Source organism: Liquorilactobacillus nagelii DSM 13675, assembly GCF_019444005.1.
Taxonomy (GTDB): Bacteria; Bacillota; Bacilli; order Lactobacillales; family Lactobacillaceae; genus Liquorilactobacillus; species Liquorilactobacillus nagelii.
In genome coordinates, this window is sequence record NZ_CP049304.1 from 722,535 (window position 1) to 739,714 (window position 17,180).

The 17,180-nt window shown below is 31.7% G+C and carries 21 protein-coding genes; 6 read left to right on the forward strand and 15 right to left on the reverse strand.

All coding sequences use genetic code 11. From position 1 onward, the window contains the following. Window positions 1-48 precede the first annotated feature (48 nt). From G6O73_RS03890 to lepB, 5 genes are all read left to right on the forward strand, one after another. A complete protein-coding gene (locus tag G6O73_RS03890) occupies window positions 49-477 on the forward strand; it encodes a MarR family winged helix-turn-helix transcriptional regulator (RefSeq protein WP_057886001.1) in 429 nt (142 codons plus the stop codon). Window positions 478-555: 78 nt separating this feature from the next. Next, window positions 556-1,425 (forward strand): DegV family protein, encoded by an 870-nt coding sequence (locus G6O73_RS03895; RefSeq protein ID WP_057886002.1) that lies wholly within the window; start codon window positions 556-558, stop codon window positions 1,423-1,425. A gap of 80 nt (window positions 1,426-1,505) precedes the next feature. Further along, window positions 1,506-2,351 (forward strand): TIM barrel protein, encoded by an 846-nt coding sequence (locus tag G6O73_RS03900; RefSeq protein ID WP_057886003.1) that lies wholly within the window; start codon window positions 1,506-1,508, stop codon window positions 2,349-2,351. 211 nt (window positions 2,352-2,562) lie between these two features. Next, complete coding sequence (locus tag G6O73_RS03905) at window positions 2,563-3,021, forward strand: hypothetical protein (protein WP_187327508.1); 459 nt, start codon at window positions 2,563-2,565, stop codon at window positions 3,019-3,021. A gap of 40 nt (window positions 3,022-3,061) precedes the next feature. After that, window positions 3,062-3,652: a signal peptidase I gene (lepB, locus tag G6O73_RS03910; RefSeq protein ID WP_057886004.1), complete on the forward strand. Its 591-nt coding sequence runs from the start codon at window positions 3,062-3,064 to the stop codon at window positions 3,650-3,652. A gap of 601 nt (window positions 3,653-4,253) precedes the next feature. On the opposite strand, the gene G6O73_RS03915 is transcribed toward lepB, so the two are convergent. From G6O73_RS03915 to G6O73_RS03955, 9 genes are all read right to left on the reverse strand, one after another. Continuing rightward, the gene (locus G6O73_RS03915) at window positions 4,254-4,556 is read right to left on the reverse strand and encodes a hypothetical protein (protein ID WP_157056685.1); all 303 of its coding nucleotides are present in this window, start codon (window positions 4,554-4,556) and stop codon (window positions 4,254-4,256) included. Between the two features lie 563 nt (window positions 4,557-5,119). Next, window positions 5,120-5,404: a helix-turn-helix domain-containing protein gene (locus G6O73_RS03920; RefSeq protein ID WP_057886006.1), complete on the reverse strand. Its 285-nt coding sequence runs from the start codon at window positions 5,402-5,404 to the stop codon at window positions 5,120-5,122. After that, window positions 5,401-5,751 (reverse strand): type II toxin-antitoxin system RelE/ParE family toxin, encoded by a 351-nt coding sequence (locus tag G6O73_RS03925; RefSeq protein ID WP_057886007.1) that lies wholly within the window; start codon window positions 5,749-5,751, stop codon window positions 5,401-5,403. Before G6O73_RS03925 ends, G6O73_RS03920 begins: the two co-directional genes overlap by 4 nt. 939 nt (window positions 5,752-6,690) lie before the next feature. Further along, window positions 6,691-7,734, reverse strand: coding sequence for a nucleotidyltransferase family protein (locus G6O73_RS03930; protein ID WP_083478511.1), 1,044 nt, complete (start codon window positions 7,732-7,734; stop codon window positions 6,691-6,693). Between the two features lie 42 nt (window positions 7,735-7,776). Next, the gene (locus G6O73_RS03935) at window positions 7,777-8,241 is read right to left on the reverse strand and encodes an NUDIX domain-containing protein (RefSeq protein ID WP_057886008.1); all 465 of its coding nucleotides are present in this window, start codon (window positions 8,239-8,241) and stop codon (window positions 7,777-7,779) included. A gap of 368 nt (window positions 8,242-8,609) precedes the next feature. Further along, window positions 8,610-9,017: a GNAT family N-acetyltransferase gene (locus G6O73_RS03940; RefSeq protein WP_336512539.1), complete on the reverse strand. Its 408-nt coding sequence runs from the start codon at window positions 9,015-9,017 to the stop codon at window positions 8,610-8,612. A gap of 372 nt (window positions 9,018-9,389) precedes the next feature. Next, entirely contained in the window at window positions 9,390-9,809 is a 420-nt protein-coding gene (locus G6O73_RS03945) for an HIT family protein (protein WP_057886010.1), read from the reverse strand. Between the two features lie 31 nt (window positions 9,810-9,840). Then, window positions 9,841-10,299, reverse strand: coding sequence for an HIT family protein (locus G6O73_RS03950; RefSeq protein WP_057886011.1), 459 nt, complete (start codon window positions 10,297-10,299; stop codon window positions 9,841-9,843). Between the two features lie 442 nt (window positions 10,300-10,741). Then, entirely contained in the window at window positions 10,742-11,218 is a 477-nt protein-coding gene (locus G6O73_RS03955) for a GNAT family N-acetyltransferase (RefSeq protein ID WP_057886012.1), read from the reverse strand. A 171-nt stretch (window positions 11,219-11,389) separates the two neighbouring features. Between G6O73_RS03955 and G6O73_RS03960 the strand changes: the two genes are divergently transcribed. Further along, window positions 11,390-11,911, forward strand: coding sequence for a GNAT family N-acetyltransferase (locus tag G6O73_RS03960; RefSeq protein WP_057886013.1), 522 nt, complete (start codon window positions 11,390-11,392; stop codon window positions 11,909-11,911). A gap of 12 nt (window positions 11,912-11,923) precedes the next feature. Here G6O73_RS03960 and G6O73_RS03965 read toward each other — a convergent pair whose 3' ends face one another. The 6 genes from G6O73_RS03965 to G6O73_RS03990 all read right to left on the reverse strand — a co-directional run bounded on the left by G6O73_RS03965 (window position 11,924) and on the right by G6O73_RS03990 (window position 17,055). Then, window positions 11,924-12,478: a GNAT family N-acetyltransferase gene (locus tag G6O73_RS03965; RefSeq protein WP_083478512.1), complete on the reverse strand. Its 555-nt coding sequence runs from the start codon at window positions 12,476-12,478 to the stop codon at window positions 11,924-11,926. A gap of 58 nt (window positions 12,479-12,536) precedes the next feature. Then, window positions 12,537-13,142: a response regulator transcription factor gene (locus G6O73_RS03970; RefSeq protein ID WP_057886014.1), complete on the reverse strand. Its 606-nt coding sequence runs from the start codon at window positions 13,140-13,142 to the stop codon at window positions 12,537-12,539. Then, a complete protein-coding gene (locus tag G6O73_RS03975; protein ID WP_057886015.1) occupies window positions 13,135-14,232 on the reverse strand; it encodes a sensor histidine kinase in 1,098 nt (365 codons plus the stop codon). The genes G6O73_RS03970 and G6O73_RS03975 overlap by 8 nt, the downstream gene beginning before the upstream one ends. Then, the gene (locus G6O73_RS03980) at window positions 14,232-14,987 is read right to left on the reverse strand and encodes an ABC transporter permease (RefSeq protein ID WP_057886016.1); all 756 of its coding nucleotides are present in this window, start codon (window positions 14,985-14,987) and stop codon (window positions 14,232-14,234) included. Before G6O73_RS03980 ends, G6O73_RS03975 begins: the two co-directional genes overlap by 1 nt. After that, window positions 14,987-15,877 carry an ABC transporter ATP-binding protein gene (locus G6O73_RS03985; RefSeq protein ID WP_057886017.1) on the reverse strand — a complete coding sequence of 297 codons (891 nt, stop codon included), beginning with the start codon at window positions 15,875-15,877 and terminating at the stop codon, window positions 14,987-14,989. Before G6O73_RS03985 ends, G6O73_RS03980 begins: the two co-directional genes overlap by 1 nt. A 227-nt stretch (window positions 15,878-16,104) precedes the next feature. Then, on the reverse strand, window positions 16,105-17,055 hold the full coding sequence (locus G6O73_RS03990) for a choloylglycine hydrolase family protein (RefSeq protein ID WP_057886018.1): 951 nt from the start codon (window positions 17,053-17,055) through the stop codon (window positions 16,105-16,107). Between the last annotated feature and the right edge of the window lie 125 nt (window positions 17,056-17,180).

Sequence of the window (17,180 nt, forward strand, 5' to 3'; positions counted from 1 at the left end):
AATGCATTATGCAAATTATATTTATTCAACCAGAATGGAGGTTCCCAGATGCGTTCTTGTTTAGACAGTCTTATGGTAGTTCAAAAACGTTATTACAGTACTTTGGAAAAGATAGTTGCGCAACACAATTTGACAATTGCAGAGTGGCAGCTATTGTTGAAAGTGATTGATGGCAATCAAACGCAAGAAAAATTAGCAAAGTTGACAAGTTTAAACGTCTCAACGTTAAGTCGCCAATTAGCACGACTGGTTGCTAAAGAGTTTGTTAGTCGCTTTGCTGGGGAAGAAAATAATCGACATGGAGGAAGAAAAAAATATAATTATGTTGAAACTAACAAAGGAAAAACTGTTGTTAAACAATTACAACAAGATATAAAGAAATTTGCTGATAATCTGTTCCAACATTGGTCGGTAGATGAGTTAAGTATGCTGCAAATTTTATTGAATCGGCTTGATCGAAGTATGGAAAGGCTCTAAACTTGTAATGAGTGGTTACTGAAGAAACTTTATGGTATTCTTAAATGAGTAGTAATTTTTAAAAGTAGGTGTAAATTTATGAAAATTGCTGTTGTCACTGACAGTACAGCGTATCTGACCAAACAGCAAATAGCTGAAAATAACATCCGTGTAATTCCGATTCCAGTAATTATTGATAATCAGGTTTATCAAGAAGGGGTCGATATTGATTCTGAGAATTTTTACCAAAAATTAAAAAGCTCAGCGGCTTTTCCAAGTACTTCACAACCTTCAATTGGTGAATTGATTGAGTTTTATCAAAACCTTGGAAATGAAGGATATGATGCAGTTATTAGTATTCATTTAGCAAGCACGATTTCTGGTTTTGTGCGTACGTTAGAAACAGTAGCTAAAGAAGTTAAGAATACGCAGGTTATTCCATTTGATTCTCAAATTACAGTGATGTTGATGGGAAATATGGTAATTGCGGCCACCAGAATGGTTAAGGCGGGCTTAGAACCAGAACAAATTCTTGATAATTTAAGAGACTTACGTTCGACGACTAACGAATGTTTTATTGTTGATGATCTACAAAATCTCGTTCGAGGTGGTCGTTTGTCGAATGCTTCGGCTTTCATCGGAAGTATGCTAAAAATTAAGCCTTTATTAACTTTTGACCGGCATTCGCATAAAATCGTTGCTTTTGAAAAGGTTCGCTCTATGAAAAAAGCTATCCGACGAGTTGAAGAACTTTTTGAAATAGATCGAAGGAAAGTTGATTATCCCTTACGTTTAATTGTCATTCATGCAAATGACGAACCAGCCGCTAAAAGTTGGCAGAATGAGTTGAAGATAAAATATCCAGAGTATCAAGTTGATTTGAGTTATTTTGGGCCAGTTGTTGGGACTCATTTGGGTGAAAAAGCTTTAGCTTTAGCTTGGATGAAAGACATTGACAAACTTAATTAATTTATTTAGCAATTATTAACGACTGAGGAAGTTTTCTCAGTCTTTCTTTATTTAAATTTAAGCGGAGGAGGAAGCCATCAATGGAAATTTCTGAACTAAAAAAGCCACAGCTTGGATTAAAAGCTAGTACGGCTAAAAGTCAATTAACTGATCGTCTTAAATATAAACCTGAAGTTTTTGAATTTTTTACTAGTGAAACAGATTTTACAGTTGAAGGTTTGAAAAAATTATCAGCAGCAATTGAATTGGTTAAAAATGTTGCTACTGACAAAATAATTTTACATCATCCAATGCGATACCAGGGCGAATATACTGAATTAATCGCACCTCAAAAAGTATTTCCAGAATTGAATAAGTTTATTGATCGAAGTACTAATAGTTTATTACAACTGGCTTTTGATTTTAAAGTTCAAGTTTTACTTCATGGATCATATTCACGGCATACGCAAAATATGATTGACTTATATCCTTCACTGGCTGCAGCTGACACTGCCGCTCTTAAGAGATTAGATTATTTTGCACAGTTAGGTCAACAACGAATAATGTTTGAAAACTCTCTTTCACCGATATTTTATTTTGGCAATCCAGCAGTAGATCAAGTTATTTATGAACGTAATTACCGTTTGGCATTTGATACTAGCCATTGTTTTATTAAGGAAAACGGGAATAATACTCATTTATTAGCTTCTTTAGAATTTTTAAAACCACATATAGTTCACTATCATTTGGTAGACTCAATGGGTAAAAAACACGATAGTTTGCAATTAGGAAAAGGCAAAATTAATTGGCAATCGATTTTACCAGCCTTAAATTCAAAAGCCACAAATATTTATGAAATCAATTTAAAAAATCAAGATGATTGTCAAGAACAAATCGCCAGTCATCAGTATTTAACCAAAATCTATCAAAAATTTGTTAAGTCATAGTTTATTTTCTTTAAGTTTTCTAAAGATGAGTTTAATTAGTAGTAGTAATCAACTTTTCTAGTATATAATTTCATTGCTGATTGAATTAGTAACTTACTTTAACCATTACAATTAAAAGCAAGCAACCATTTGTAACTAAGCTAATTCAAATTAAAATGAGAACTTTCTGAAGTTAATTTATAATATAATCATAGAAAGGCTGATGAATTGATTGAACAGATTCTTTAACATCGCAACTGGAGCAATTGGGGTGTTCTATGTAATTAATGATACTTGTTATCGCTTGATGGTTAATTTATATCGTCATCAGGGATATTCACCTGATAAAGTTGAACGGTTAGCAAACAACTCAGATATTTTTGGGCTAATTATTATTTTGGCTATTTTAATTACTATTTTTGGAGTAACTGCAATTGTTAGCAACATGATTTTGTTTAGTCAAAAGTTATTTTTTTTAAAGATCTTAATGAATGTCACAACTATGTTAATGCCATTTATCTACGTTGATAATTTATGGTTTGTTATTTATGAGGGATTTTTCTGTTTGATATTTATTATCTACTTGGTAAATTTAAAGAAAATTGATGTAAATAATCCAGATAGACAGACACTTCATAAGAAAATTTCAAATTCTTCAAGTAAAAATAATATTTCCGGTTATAATAAATAATATAATCGTTGTAAATTTTTAGAGATGATGAGGTGTAAAGTTGCAAACGTTGAAGAATATTTTTAGCTGGGTTTTGCCGGTTTTAATTGGTTTATTGATTGCTTTAATAGTTCGACAATTTCTTTTTGGTTTTGTAAAGGTTGATGGGACTTCGATGTACCCAACTCTACAAAATAATGAGAGAGTAATGCTATTAAAACAAGCAAAGATCCATCATAATACGGTAATTGTTTTCAATGCTGATGGCGTTGATCACAATTCGCCTGGTGTCACAAAGCGTACTAAGTATGTAAAACGAGTGATAGGTATGCCTGGCGACAAAGTGGAGTATAAAAGCAATGGTACGGTTTTAGTTAATGGAAAAAAACTATCGCAAGGATATATTACCAAAGCTCAACAAATATCTGGCACACTTGATTTATATTCCGGATATAAAGAAGCAACGGGTGTAGTTTTAGGAACAGGAAAAACATTTATAGTTCCTAAAAATAGTTATTTTGTTTTGGGTGATAATCGTAAGGTTTCTAATGATAGTCGTTATTATGGTTTTGTTCCGAAAAGCAAAATTGATGGCGTTGTAAAAGTTCCATTTTGGAATAGTAAAGCAAAACTGATTAATTCATTTAAATAAACCGAAAATTTAAAAGATTGTAGCACAGTAGCTGGAAAAACAGTTGCTGTTTTTTTATTTCATAGAAAGGTATTGTTTTTTCATTTTTACTCTACTTTCGATAATATATATTATGTAAACTAGAATAAAACAATAATTTATTAGGCATTGTCAAGTCCGAATTTTAATCTAAGCCCCCTCTTATTTATATGTATCAATGAAAGTGCTATTAAAACAGCGTTTTAGGGACTAAAAAAAGCAAAAGTAAATTTTAAAAAAGAAAATAAAAACGAAAAAAACAGAAAAAATCTGCAAAAAAATAATCGCCAAAATTTATAATCAGCAAAAAATAATTCAATTTGCTAGACAATTTTGACGATTATTTTTGATTTTCATGTAAAAATCATGATTCTTAGTGACTTATTTGACTAGAACTTGCTATGATGTTGTTTTCAAAATGTCTTAAATGACTTTTGTTACTCTGATGTCTCTGATAAAAGATTGCAAACAATGTCTGCGGCTGTAGCAATTCGAGAATGACCGTTAGCAATTTGCTGATAATTTTAGAGTTGCAAATAAATTTATTCTTATTAACAGTTTTCATTATTTAAAAATTATTGGATTAATTCTTTTTTATTGCAATAATGTGACTAAAAAAGCGGTTTGTTTGGCAATAGAATTTTCTTCCAACCCACATTCTAAATTGTACATGGCTTCTTGCCATTCTTTTTTTTAAAATTTGACTATTGGCTGATAATCCAAACACAGTTCTAATTCCTTTAACCGTTTTAAAAGCCATATTGTTTTTTCTAAAAATATCTTCTAGTTTCTCATTAAAATAAGTATTTATATTTCCAAAATTCTTTGATTGAGATACCCTTCCCTTATATTCAAGTAATGCATTCTGAGGATCATCATTTAACACAGCTAAATTGTCGGTAGTTATTGGAAGCATATCTTTTACTTAACATTTCTTGATTTGGTTCATAAGCAGTAACGTTTGCTGTCAAAGCAAAATGATTTGCTGTTTTTCCAAAACTACTACCATTATTTTCTATGGATATTAGAGCACGAGGCTAGTTTAAAGTATTAATAAAATGCTTAAACTAGCTTTTTTTGTTAAAGTGGTTCTTCAATTTCTGGAATTATCTTACTTTGCATCCATGTATAGGTCAAAAACGTATAGGTCAAAAACGTATAGGTCAAAAACCAATAATTCTCTCAGAGACATAGCATGCATTGTTTTCTATCCATAATTAACTTCTGAATTATGAAAAATCTTATTAGCTTGTTCTAGCTGTTTTTTATAAGTTTGAATTCCGAAATCCTTTAACTGCAGAATTGCTTGCTCAAAACTAAAAAGTTTAACTGATTCTACTTCTTCTGCTTGAAATTACAAATTGCTTATTTGAAAATTTGTTTGTGGATCTAATATCTTATAAATTTCATTAGTAATAGTTCTTAAAAAGTAGGGTTAAGTAATAGTTCTTAAAAAGTAGGGTTAAATTGAATTGTTAGTCGTTGATTAGTTGCTTGCGCAATTTCAGATAATATCTTAGTTGAAGCATTCATTGATCCATTTTCAATTCTAGCAATTGTTGATTGTGGTTTACCAATTAGATCAGCAAATTCACGTTGACTCATACCCATACTTTCACGAAGATCACGAACTTTAACTGCTACTTCTAAGTTAATATTTTCTTGTTCAACGAGTTTTGCAAAATCAGGATTGTTTTTACTTCTTTCGGCAACATATTCATCAATTTTACTCATCTTTGGTCCTCCTTTTTAAAATACTTGCTTCGTCGATTTCGAGCAATTTTCTTTTCACTTTCTGGTGTTTTTTGCATTTTTTTAGTGAACGCATTGGTGATTAAGTACTGAGATCCTTGTACTTGGAAATAGATGGCTCGCTGAATATTTGAAGACCTCTTAGAACGAATCTCATAAAGATTGTTTTCCAGCTTTTTAACCCACAATTGACGTTCTGCGATAATTAACCCATTATTTTCAATATTTTGAATGGTCGCAATTAATTTAGCAGCATCTTTATCAGCTAGTTGATCTAAAAATCGTTTAAATTCATTCCAGTCATAGTAAGTGAATTCTATTCTTTTCATACTTTTATGATAGCTTACTCGCTATCATAAAACAAGCAATTTATTTTGCAACCCTTTGACACAAACGGGAGCCTAAAATTTGAACCTCCGCTATAATTCCTGACTATATTTTAAAATGAGGTGTTTTAACATGGAATAAGTCGTTTTACCAATTAAAAATTCAAATCGACATCTTTAATTCGAAAGGTTCTATTAAATAAAAATGCGTTTATTCACGACAAAAAAATTGGTAAACCTAATATCTTAAAGGTGGTGTTCTTGATTGGAGGTGGTGCCTATGGTGTTAAAACCTTATCCTAATGAAAGGAGTTGTCTTGTGTCCTTTACGACTAATGCTTGGTTTCGGTACGTTTACCGTTGCTTTAATTTTTATTTTCAGTGATGCTTTTGTCATAATAAATACCCCCAAAGCTATGGTCCAACTTTAGGGGTACACCTCACCTACTTTGGCCAGTTAGCGGTTATTCAAGCTATTAACTTCGTCACCGCCTAGTGGCTTTGCAAAAGAATTCTTGTTCTAGTAAGGCTTCTTTTTATTTCTATGGTCGTTATAGCACGATCCAAAATAACTTGGCTAGTTTAAAGTATTAATAAAATGTTTAAGCTAGCTTTTTTAGGTAACGTTATTCTTCAATTTCTGGAATCATCTTTTTGTGCGTAACTACTAGCATCTAGCCCACGAGTTTTTTGGAGATGTACATAGCACGCATTGTTTTTTATACATATTATAAAAAGCGATGGATATAATCGAAAGCATCTGCTTGTGCTTCTTCAAACCTTTTGTAAATCGGACGACAATAAATACGCTCCTTTTTGATACTGGCGTGGAAGGATTGCATACCGGCATACCTTTTATAACCAAGTATTCAACTAATTTTAAAATTGAGTTTGTCCTGAATTTTATTTAAATCATCAGTTGACGAATCTATTTATATTTCTCTAATTAATAAGTATATTCAGTTTTGACCATTTTCTTTGCCAGTTTTTACTTTTTAGTCGTTCTTTGTAAATACTTAGATGCTCCGAATCTTGTTTAAAAAATGGGATTGGTTGAACAATTAAATTTACCAAGTCATATGTTCCAAAAGGTTCAATAAGTTGTAATCTATTTTTATCATCTAGAAAAGCACCAATACATGTTGGAGTTTCAACGAAATGAGCTATTGCATCCGCAACAGAATTGAAAGGTACTTGATTGCTAAAATCGTAGTTATGCATATAAGCTTCATTTTTTACTTGCCATTTGTATTGGGGCGCCAGTTTTTTTAAATTAAGTTGAATCTCCTGATTTGCACTTTCAGGAACACTTGCATCGAAAAAAGCGACATCAATATCTGATTCGAGTTTAAACGGCTGATGATGAAGTTTTTGCCAAACTGTATTTCTAATACTCCCTGCGGCTAGCGCGCCTTGAACAAGATTTTGATTTTTTATGATGTTTAGAATATTCATCAGGTCAGAATTGTTCGCAATAATAGATTTAACTATTTTGTCTGTGTTTGAATTTAACATTATTTTTTGAAGAATTATTTCATCTTTAATTTGTATACCATTCTTTGCAACTTTTGGTATTTCTGGTTTAATCAAACGTGCTTTTTCGACAGCATTTTCTAATACACTTAATACTGTATACCCTCTTTTTTTATAGAAATTTAAAGCATGTATATTGTCGTTAGTGGTAATGATTTTAAGCCGGTTTTTTGATTGTTGAATACATATTTGTTCTATTTGAATAAGAAGTTTGCTACCGATGCCTTGATTTTCTATCAAACTGTCAAGAGAAATAATTTCAATTCCATTTTTTCTAGACACATAAGTTACTATGCCTAATATTTTATGTGACTGAATAGCTACAAAACCATTTAGATTTTTTATATCATAGCAACCAGATGATGTTACCATTTTAGTGCTACCCCACAGTTCAGAGAAAAGTTTGATTACTCTATTTCGCTGATGTGGTTCTGCTATATTAATAATTTCCATATAGTTTTCTCCTTCAAAATATTAGCAATAGTAAGAAAATCATTATTTCAATTCATGTGTAGTAGTAGTTTCTTTCAAGGCTTGTTGAACGGCATAATATTGATGAATATGAAATAGCAATTTCTCACAATCCTTGATATTAACCCATTCAAAGTAATTATCCTTTTCTGTTGGTTTTTGAATTTTTTGATCAAGTTGTGAGGTAAAGAAATAACCATCACTTAACATTGGACGTTTAACCGGTAATGTAGATATAAAGTATCTTTGAGCATGACACAAAGGATAATAATTTTTTATAGAATAACCAGTTTCTTCTAACATTTCTCTGACTAAAGTTGTTTCAGCTGTTTCCCCCTGTTCAATACCACCTCCAGGAAGAAAATATTGCTGTCCGTGTGCTCTAATTAAACCTATTTCATTTCGATATTGATTTTTAAAAATTACCGCATAAGCACCCATACGAACATAGTAATTCATGCCCTTATTTTTGATTCCAAAGATTTTCATATTAACTTTACCTCATTATTTAATGTCATTAATTCATATTTTAAAACTTTTTTAATGATTAATCTATAGTTTCTAGTTGGAGTGTTTTTGACTCATTTTGTATGTTTCCGGTTTTGTTCATTTCAGTATTAATTCAAATGTCTCTAGTCTAGAGACATGAGTAACACATTAATGTCCACGAAGAAATGACATCATTCACTTTTAGTAACTATTTCAAGTTATTTTTTAGAATTAATTTGCCAAAAATATAAAAGTTAGCAGTATATATTGAATAATATTCTTCAAATTTGAGCAATAAAAAAGCAACCCATAGGATCAAGGTTGCAAGATTTAGCGTTAGTTATCAATCTGAATCGTGAATTTGTAAATTAGAACGGCCTTCTTCTGCGTAAAAAAGCATTGTTAATACTTTCGAAGTTTACCTTAGGATAATATTCTAAAGCTGACGGAGCCGCTAAAAGAACCAAAGATACATCTGGACCAATCTGTGAATAAAGCATTTCAATTAATTTATGACCAATTCCTTGCCTTTGATGATCTTTAGTAATTGCTAAATCAGATAGGTAACATGCATAACTAAAGTCTGTCAAAGCTCGCGCTATACCTACCAATGTGTCGTCTTCCCAAGCAGTCCATAAAATATCTGAGTTATCTAACATTTTTTGCAAACGCGGTAGATTTTTAATTGGTCTATGAATTCCAGAAGCTTCAAATAATACAGCTAATTCTTGGGCTGTTATCCTTTTATCATTAGTGTAGGTAATCAATTTGTCCATCTCCAATAAATATAGTGATTAATTACTATTAATATACTATTAGAAGGATTTTGAAACAATAGAGAAGTTTAGTTAATTATTAAGTACATAATCAAAATATGAAATTGTTCTATGATTTTGGAACAATAATTAATTAAAAAATATATGAAATATAGTTTTATAGAAAAGTTAAGACAATGGTCCTATAGTGTTAAAATCTTAGAAACCACCATTAAGAATGCTTTACAAGTTATGCTTGGTTCAGTAATTATATTAGTGTTAAGTTGATTAAGAATCACAAAAAACAATCACCTCTATATAATCCATTCTAAAAAGTAGATCAAAAATTGTGGGAGACACTAACCAAACAAGTCAGTCTTTCAGAAAAGTTCACTAATTATTTCTAGCTATAACTAGTTTATTTTTTAACAAAGCATACGCATCTTCCAGAGAAACTGAGCATTCGTCAAAGTTAGGCCATGCATTAATATTATCGCCCTTTTTTCTTGGAATTAAGTGAATGTGAAAATGAGAAATAGATTGACCAGCATCTTTACCATTAGCATTTAGGATATTAATACCAGAAAATCCGCATTTAATGCAGTGTCTAGAAACTGTTTGAACAGCGTTGGTTAAGTGGATTAATGTTTCACCATCACAGTCTAAAATATTACTAATATGTTTCTTAGGTATTGCTAGCATGTGATAATTAACATCTTCAGCTTTATCTAAAAACACACATGAATAACTATCTTCATAAATTTTCTTACTAGGTATTGTATTATTTATTAGGCAGAAAAGGCATTGTTCCATAAGTAACCTCCATTTATACTAGACTAGTAATTTAATTATTTTTTACATTGTTCAAATAACTAGTTATCTTTCCCCTTAATTGATCATGTTTTTGCGGATCATAGCTATATTTAGAATTAGACCAATAATCTGGACTATATAGCCAAACAGGCTTTTTTAATCTTTGCGGATCTTCTGTTAAATATCTTGGGAAAACATGTGCGTGAAGAAAATTATCAGTATTGCCTAATATATCATAATTAATTCTTTTGGCTTTGCAGGCGTAAAGAACGGCATCACCTAAAATACTCATGTCACGTAAAAAATAAGTTCTTTCAGTTATATTCAAATCGTTCAAAGATGAAACATTTCTTTTGGGCAATAAAACACAATACCCTGGTAAAAACTGAACATCCCCAAAAACAGCATATCCTCCCTCTAGTTCTGCCATGACCATTGGGTTAGTCCCATCAATAGCGGAACCAATTCGATCTTCATACCATTCGGACATATTAACCACTCCTAACAATCTATTTCGTATTTACGAACTTAATGAAATGTTGCAACTTTTTATTAAAACTATGTACATGGTCCATTTGGTAGAAAGTACAAGTCTTTGTTAAAACATTAAATTCATTAACTGTATCAAATACATAATTGGCTTTTTTGAAGCTGTAGCAACTCCCAATTCAATATTTGCCCTTTATCCACCTAATTTAATATTCCAGCATACTCCTCATATGCGACATCATGTAAATCTTTTAGGGTGCCTATTTCGGCTTTTAAATTTTTAGTCCAATCATATGTTATTGACTAAATCAATATTTTTAAAAGAACTGGCAACTTAAAATTTTAGTTTTTTTTCATAAATGTTCTCCTCTTTGTAGATTGTTAGGTAATAGTCGCTTAAATTTGTTTTGACAAATATATTGTTTTTAATCTTTCTCAGTTTTTTAATTGAATTTCTCCAGTCGATAAAGTTGTTCATTATCAAGAGAATTATTGCCATTTTTAAAGTGATACCCCATTTTTTGATAAAAGCCTAGTCCAGTAATTGATGCAGGTATTTCAATTCTATTAGCTCTTTTGAAATATATGTCGCTTTCTAATACTGTGATTAACTTACATCCGATTCCTTTGCCTTGATATTCTGGTAGAACAAAGATGTTAAACAGACTGCTTTCATCTTTCTTTCCCCAATAAGGTCCAATTGAGCCAACTGCAACAACTTCATTATTAGCAGTATCAATTAGAACATAGCAATGAAAATATTTAGCTTTTTCAATAAACTTTTGCGCAGTCAGGTCTTTAAGATCATTTTCTAGATATTCTCTAGAATAATCTTTTATGTTGGTAATGTACATTGTTTGTTTTACTAAATTAGCAACTGCTTTTGCATCAGAATTTTTAAAAATACGAGATATAATCATTTTAGTTTCTCCTTTATAATAAAAATAAAATGAGTTATTCTGATAGATTATCGCTATTAAGTTATACTAGCGATTTTTAGCTTACTTTTATATTTCTTTGTATTTACGCTTTTTCTCTTCTGTTAATTACTCTGAAGCTGTATAATCTTCTTAAATTAATGGAGGCGATTAATGATGCAAATATCACTTTTTGAAAAAGATTACTCTAAGTCTTTGTTAACGTATATCAAAAAAGTATCTTTACAGACTAATTTTCTGGGCTTGGAACCTAAAGAAATAGACGCTTTTTTTAATTTAAGAAAAATTCACCATTTCAATGACAATTTAGAAGCAAGTGTTTCATTTATTGCCAGAGATGAAGAATCTTCACAGATTATTGGATTAGCACAGATAGCTAGGAAGTTAAGGATCAGATTCAGAAATCAAGCAGAGATAGCTATTTCGGTAGACAAGGAATATTGGAATCACCGTATTGGTAGCAAATTGATTGAAGCTTGTATAGATCAAGCTGCCAATCAATGGAAAATCGATGGAGTTTATCTAGAAGTGCTTTCTGATAACCAAAGAGCCATAAATTTATACAAAAAACAGGGTTTTGAAATAGTTGGTGATTTACCCATTTTATTGACCATTGACGGGAATAATAAGTCTGGTAAGATGATGTTCAAGAATTTAAAAAAAATTAAAGTTTAGTTTCAATTTAAATTAAAAGCACTTGGCCATATAGTATTCATCAATGTAGTGACCATGCATAAAAATAGAGTTGTGTTTAACTCCTTCGATTTTGAACCCCATTTTTGAATATAAACGTTGAGCTATTTTGTTTGATTTCATAACTGTAAGTTCTAAGCGTGTAATATTATTATTTCGTGCCCAACAATCCAATTCCTTAAACAAAAGCTTTCCTAAGCCTTTTCCTGCGGCGGCGGCTAAAATTCCAACTACAATATAAGCTGAATGATGTATTTTTTTATAGCGGCCTCTCGAGGCTTGTAGATAACCTACAAGTTTATTTCCATCATCAATAACTAACAATAAACTCCCATACTTTAGAGAAGATTGAATATTATCTTGTAATAAAAAAATACTGGAGTTTCGCTCTTCAGGGTAAAGAAGCATAAAATCAGTTTCTTTATCGAGGTGCTTTTGTAATTGGAGAAAATTAGAAGTATCTTGTGGAATGATATTCCTAATTTCAAAATTAGGTGATTTATTAATTGGGTGATACTGTGGTAAACTAGCTATATTTTTATTGTTCATTTAATTACACTTCCTTTTTGGTGCTTTATCGGGGGTAATGTTGGAACATTCAAAAGTATTACACCCAACCATTTCTAGTAGCTATTTGAATAGCCTCAATTCTACTTTTAGCACCTAATTTACTAAAGATAGCGGATAAGTAATTACGAATTGTTCCTTCGGTTAAAAATAGTTTGCCTGCAATTTCTTTAGTGGTTAACCCGCGACCAATTTCTTGCAAGACTTCCAGTTCACGTTTAGTTAATGGATTATTATCAACAGTTAACATGTTGATTACTAAATCTGGGTCATAAATGGTTTGTCCTTGATCTACTTCACGAATTACTTCAATTAATTCATCACTCGGGCTGTCTTTAAGTAAGTATCCTGCCACTTGGGCTTTCACCGCTTGGTCAAAGTAGGCTTTTTGCGCAAAAGTTGTTAAAATTATCACTTTTATTTTCAAGCCAGCTGCGACGATCTTGCTTGCCAGTTCTAATCCTGTCATTTTAGGCATTTCAATATCTAGAATCGCAACATCAACACTAAGCTTTTGAAGGTCATCCCAAGCAATCTCTCCGTTAGCAGCGTTCCCGACTACATGAAAATCATCTTCTAATTCCAAAAGTTGGGTTAATGCTGAATTCAGCATGCTTTGATCTTCAGCTAAATATAATTTAATCATAACCATTCACCTTCGCTTGTTTCATTAAAACGTGTGTTCCGCGTTTATTATGATATATTTCAAACATGCCTTTTCCATCTAACATCCGGGCCTGCATTCCCTTAATTCCATTTGAATTTGTTTTCTCAAAGTTGCCTCCAGTTCCGTCGTCAATAACTTCGACCTGGTAGAACCCCGCTTCACTGCTGAAAATAAGTTGTACTTCATGTGCTTTAGCATGACGTAAAATATTACTAACCGCTTCAACTATCGCTGCCCCAAATCTATCTTGAATGATCGTTGGCCATTCACTAGCTTGTTCCTCCCCTTTTGAAAAAAACAGGATGTTAGCTGCCGATAAATTTTTGCTTTGCTTCATTAGGACCTCGCTTAAAGATTGTTTATGCAAATCATTAACAATATTTCGTACCAGTTTCAAGTTTTGTCGACTGGTTTTTTCAATATCTGTTAATTCATCAATAACTTTAGCAGGATCTTTTACTAGCAATTTCTTAGCTAATTCTGTTTTAATTGTAATCATCGAAAAGCTTTGGCCTAAGGTATCATGTAGATCCCTAGCGATTCGTTCACGTTCGCCGCGACGAATTATAGCTTCTAACCGCCGATTAGTTTGATTTAATTGTCGTTGTTTATATACGGAAAGTGCAAATGCGTAAGCAATTATTGGTGAAACCAACGGAAATATCATCCCCACCATCGTATTTTGGTGCCAGACATTGGGATATATAATTTGTAAGTGAAACAAACTAATTGCTAAAATCAGATAGTAGTTGATTGCAAAAATCCGGTAGTCCTTGCGAGGATAGCGCGCCAAAATAAAAGAAACTTGCCACGCAGGAAAAATTATTAAATAAAAATTAAAAGAAAAGAAAGCAAAGGCTCCGGTTATCAGTAATTCAAGTGTGATAGTAAGCATCCGATACTTAGTAACTTCATTAACTAAGATGTAGACTAGAACAAAAAGAACAAGCATTAAGAGCCAAAATTTATCTTGAGTATCTTTCATCGGCAGATACTCAATAGCTGTATAAGGTAAATATAAGAACCAGATATATGAAAACCAGTCAATATTTTTTATTTTGTTAAACATTAAACTCGTGTCCCCTGTTTTTGATAAGAGTTTATAACGGTAATCACTCCAATAACGCCCAATATAATCCAAATAATCATTCCGATAAGATTCGTTAATTTAATTTTGTTACCTAATAATATCGCACTCAGTAAGTCGTTGGCAAAAAAAGTTGGCATCAGTTTACCAATTTTTTGAATCCAGTCAGGCATAATAGTTAGTGGCCACCAGAGTCCACTAACAATCGCTAACGGGAAAACTATTAGATTACTGACAACATTAAGTGTTTCTTGTTTTTTTAAGTAAGATAGACAAGTTCCCAGTAACACCATTGGCAGTTGACCGATGATTACGACTATCATGCTGAGCATAATTTGATAAAAATCAATTTTAACACCATTTAATAATACTGCTAAGGACTGTAATATAATAACTGCAATTAAATTAATTAAGATGATTAGTGTATAAAGCGAGCAATAATAATATTTCGTCTTATGTGGTGTTAACTGCAAAAAGCATAAAAATCCGATATCACGATCAACTTTTAGAAGTGAAGCAATGCCAAAAATTGCTGATATTATACCACTATAGATAATCATACTACCCATGTAAGTTAAATTGAACTTTTGAACTTGATCTCCGGTGCCAGTAATCATTATTTTGGTAAATACCAAATAAAAGCCAGCCGGCATCAGCAACGAGAAAAATAAGAACGAAAAATTCCTGATAAATAGTCGTTTGATATCAAATTTTAATTGTGAAAAAAATGGCCACATTATACTCGCTTCCCCTCTGTTGTCATTGTTAGAAAAATGTCTTCTAATGATTCTCGTTGGATCGAAATGTTGCTTATATCGGCTAAAAATGGAGTTAATGCCCTTAAAGTTGCATCCCCATCTTCACTATTCAAGCAAATCCAATTTTCAGCTGCCGGAGTAATTGAAGTCACTGCAGTTAGTAGTTGGAACTTGTTAATAGCTAATTTAGTTTTAAAGCGAATGACAGTTTTTTTATTCTTGTTTTGCAACTCTGGCAGCGTGCCCTGAAAAGAAAACTTTCCATTTTGTAAAATGAGCAACCTATCAGCAGTTTGCTGAATTTCCTCCAAATAATGACTTGTAATAACCACAGTTTTACCGGCATCCCGCAATTTTTTGATTCGATTCCAAAATATTTTTCTGGCTTGGGAATCCATTCCGACAGTTGGTTCATCAAGAAATAACAGTTCGGGGTTACCGACAAGCGCTAAAGCAAAAGTTACCCTTCTCATTAAACCTCCAGATAGACTTTTTAACAGTTGGTTTTCATATTCTTTTAAGCCTAAATTTTGCAATAATTCAGCAACAACAACCGGTTGGTCATATTGTGCTGCTGCTTCAGCAATTATCTCTGCTACGGTTACATTCGCAAGTACCATGTCTCCTTGGAGCATAGACCCGATCTTTTGACGGGCTTTTTTCTCCCCTGGTTTACCGCCCAGAATTGTAACTTTATGATTTGATGGTAGTAATCCTAGTAAAATATTTAAGAGAGTCGTTTTCCCGGCACCATTTTCTCCAATTAAACCAACAATTTCACCAGAGTTAATGGTTAAATTAATATTATTTAAGACTCTTTTGTTCCCGTAATTAAATTCTAATTCGTTAATTTTGATAATTTCATTCATTTTTTCCTACCTCCTCAATAAGCATACTGATTAAATTTATTTGCTTCTAGTAGCTACTGTCATCAATTGACCATGATATTTATCATGATTTTTGTTTTTCAATTATAAAAATAGCCATTAATAATGTGTTAGCTATTTAAATTCTTTTTAGATTGTTATTTTTATATCTGCAATATAAAAAGCACACCAATTTGATGTGCTTCATTAATTTACAATATTTTATGTCTTTAAAATACCTTTACTTTTGACTGATTTAATAGTTTATCTGTTAAACGTACCCTTGTTAGCTCAGTATCATTATATCTCATTAAATAATAATTTAAGTTATTTAAATCCATGATTCCCTTATACTGAGTGTAATCTGAAACGTTTTTCTGAGTAATTTTAACTCCTTTAGGTATATCAACTGAATTTAAGATATGTAATATAGAAGTTAACCCCTTTTTTACCCCACTTTCGTGACTGGAGTATTCTCTTAGAAAAGCCGCTCTAACAAATCTTGAGGCAGATGTGTAATCACCAGGAAGACCTAAAGCACCAGAGCCAGGGCCATCTGGCACTGTTACGTAATCACCATATTTTTTTTGTTCAAATTCGTTAGGTTGTAAATTCGTATAATGATTTAAATTATTCATGTGCCATGAAAATTCTGGAGAATTAGTCATTGTACCTACTAAGTTGTGATAAAACTGTGGTCCTTTTTTAGTGATTTCTAGAACACCAGTATTGCCCGATTTATCTGAAACAATCCAATGTAAAGGAACGTTAACTTGAAGTAGGGGATTTATTACATCTACAACATTTAACTTTTGATATTTTTGTTCAAATTCAGCTACAGAACTAATATTCCCTAACGCCCACGAAACCATATCGGTAGAGGAAATATTTAATAATTTCGGATCTGAACTTTTATTATATTTTGCATTTTTTTCAAAATACAAAGAAGCTATCGAAAATCCTTTTTCATTGAGGCCATCTGCAAAAATATAGCTATCGACATCTTTGCCAGCACCTATAAATCCATAATTAGTTGAAAATTTGGTTCCGGGAACTAATGAATTGAATTCATGATTACGAGGAACATAAACCGGTCGTGCATCTAGCTCAAAAGAAAAGTCCATCGTTCTAGCTAAAAAGTGAATATCATCATCAGTAGTAAAAGTTATCGCAGTACACATATAAATAATCCTCCCTAATAAGAACTATAATCAGTTCTTCTAATTTCATCATATACTATTTGTATAGTTAGTTCCAATTAACTGCTTTCAGATATTGGATGGTAAAAAAGCAAAATGAAATTGGG

Excerpts from the sequence above, each read along its gene's own strand:
- G6O73_RS03985 (WP_057886017.1), bottom strand. The coding sequence starts at position 15,877 with ATGAATGAAATTATCAAAATTAACGAATTAGAATTTAATTACGGGAAC.
- G6O73_RS03960 (WP_057886013.1), top strand. The coding sequence starts at position 11,390 with ATGATGCAAATATCACTTTTTGAAAAAGATTACTCTAAGTCTTTGTTA.
- G6O73_RS03935 (WP_057886008.1), bottom strand. The coding sequence starts at position 8,241 with ATGAAAATCTTTGGAATCAAAAATAAGGGCATGAATTACTATGTTCGT.
- G6O73_RS03965 (WP_083478512.1), bottom strand. The coding sequence starts at position 12,478 with ATGAACAATAAAAATATAGCTAGTTTACCACAGTATCACCCAATTAAT.
- G6O73_RS03945 (WP_057886010.1), bottom strand. The coding sequence starts at position 9,809 with ATGGAACAATGCCTTTTCTGCCTAATAAATAATACAATACCTAGTAAG.
- G6O73_RS03890 (WP_057886001.1), top strand. The coding sequence starts at position 49 with ATGCGTTCTTGTTTAGACAGTCTTATGGTAGTTCAAAAACGTTATTAC.
- G6O73_RS03940 (WP_336512539.1), bottom strand. The coding sequence starts at position 9,017 with ATGGACAAATTGATTACCTACACTAATGATAAAAGGATAACAGCCCAA.
- G6O73_RS03975 (WP_057886015.1), bottom strand. The coding sequence starts at position 14,232 with ATGTTTAACAAAATAAAAAATATTGACTGGTTTTCATATATCTGGTTC.
- G6O73_RS03955 (WP_057886012.1), bottom strand. The coding sequence starts at position 11,218 with ATGATTATATCTCGTATTTTTAAAAATTCTGATGCAAAAGCAGTTGCT.
- G6O73_RS03930 (WP_083478511.1), bottom strand. The coding sequence starts at position 7,734 with ATGGAAATTATTAATATAGCAGAACCACATCAGCGAAATAGAGTAATC.
- G6O73_RS03900 (WP_057886003.1), top strand. The coding sequence starts at position 1,506 with ATGGAAATTTCTGAACTAAAAAAGCCACAGCTTGGATTAAAAGCTAGT.
- G6O73_RS03990 (WP_057886018.1), bottom strand. The coding sequence starts at position 17,055 with ATGTGTACTGCGATAACTTTTACTACTGATGATGATATTCACTTTTTA.
- G6O73_RS03980 (WP_057886016.1), bottom strand. The coding sequence starts at position 14,987 with ATGTGGCCATTTTTTTCACAATTAAAATTTGATATCAAACGACTATTT.
- G6O73_RS03950 (WP_057886011.1), bottom strand. The coding sequence starts at position 10,299 with ATGTCCGAATGGTATGAAGATCGAATTGGTTCCGCTATTGATGGGACT.
- G6O73_RS03920 (WP_057886006.1), bottom strand. The coding sequence starts at position 5,404 with ATGAGTAAAATTGATGAATATGTTGCCGAAAGAAGTAAAAACAATCCT.
- G6O73_RS03970 (WP_057886014.1), bottom strand. The coding sequence starts at position 13,142 with ATGATTAAATTATATTTAGCTGAAGATCAAAGCATGCTGAATTCAGCA.
- G6O73_RS03925 (WP_057886007.1), bottom strand. The coding sequence starts at position 5,751 with ATGAAAAGAATAGAATTCACTTACTATGACTGGAATGAATTTAAACGA.
- G6O73_RS03895 (WP_057886002.1), top strand. The coding sequence starts at position 556 with ATGAAAATTGCTGTTGTCACTGACAGTACAGCGTATCTGACCAAACAG.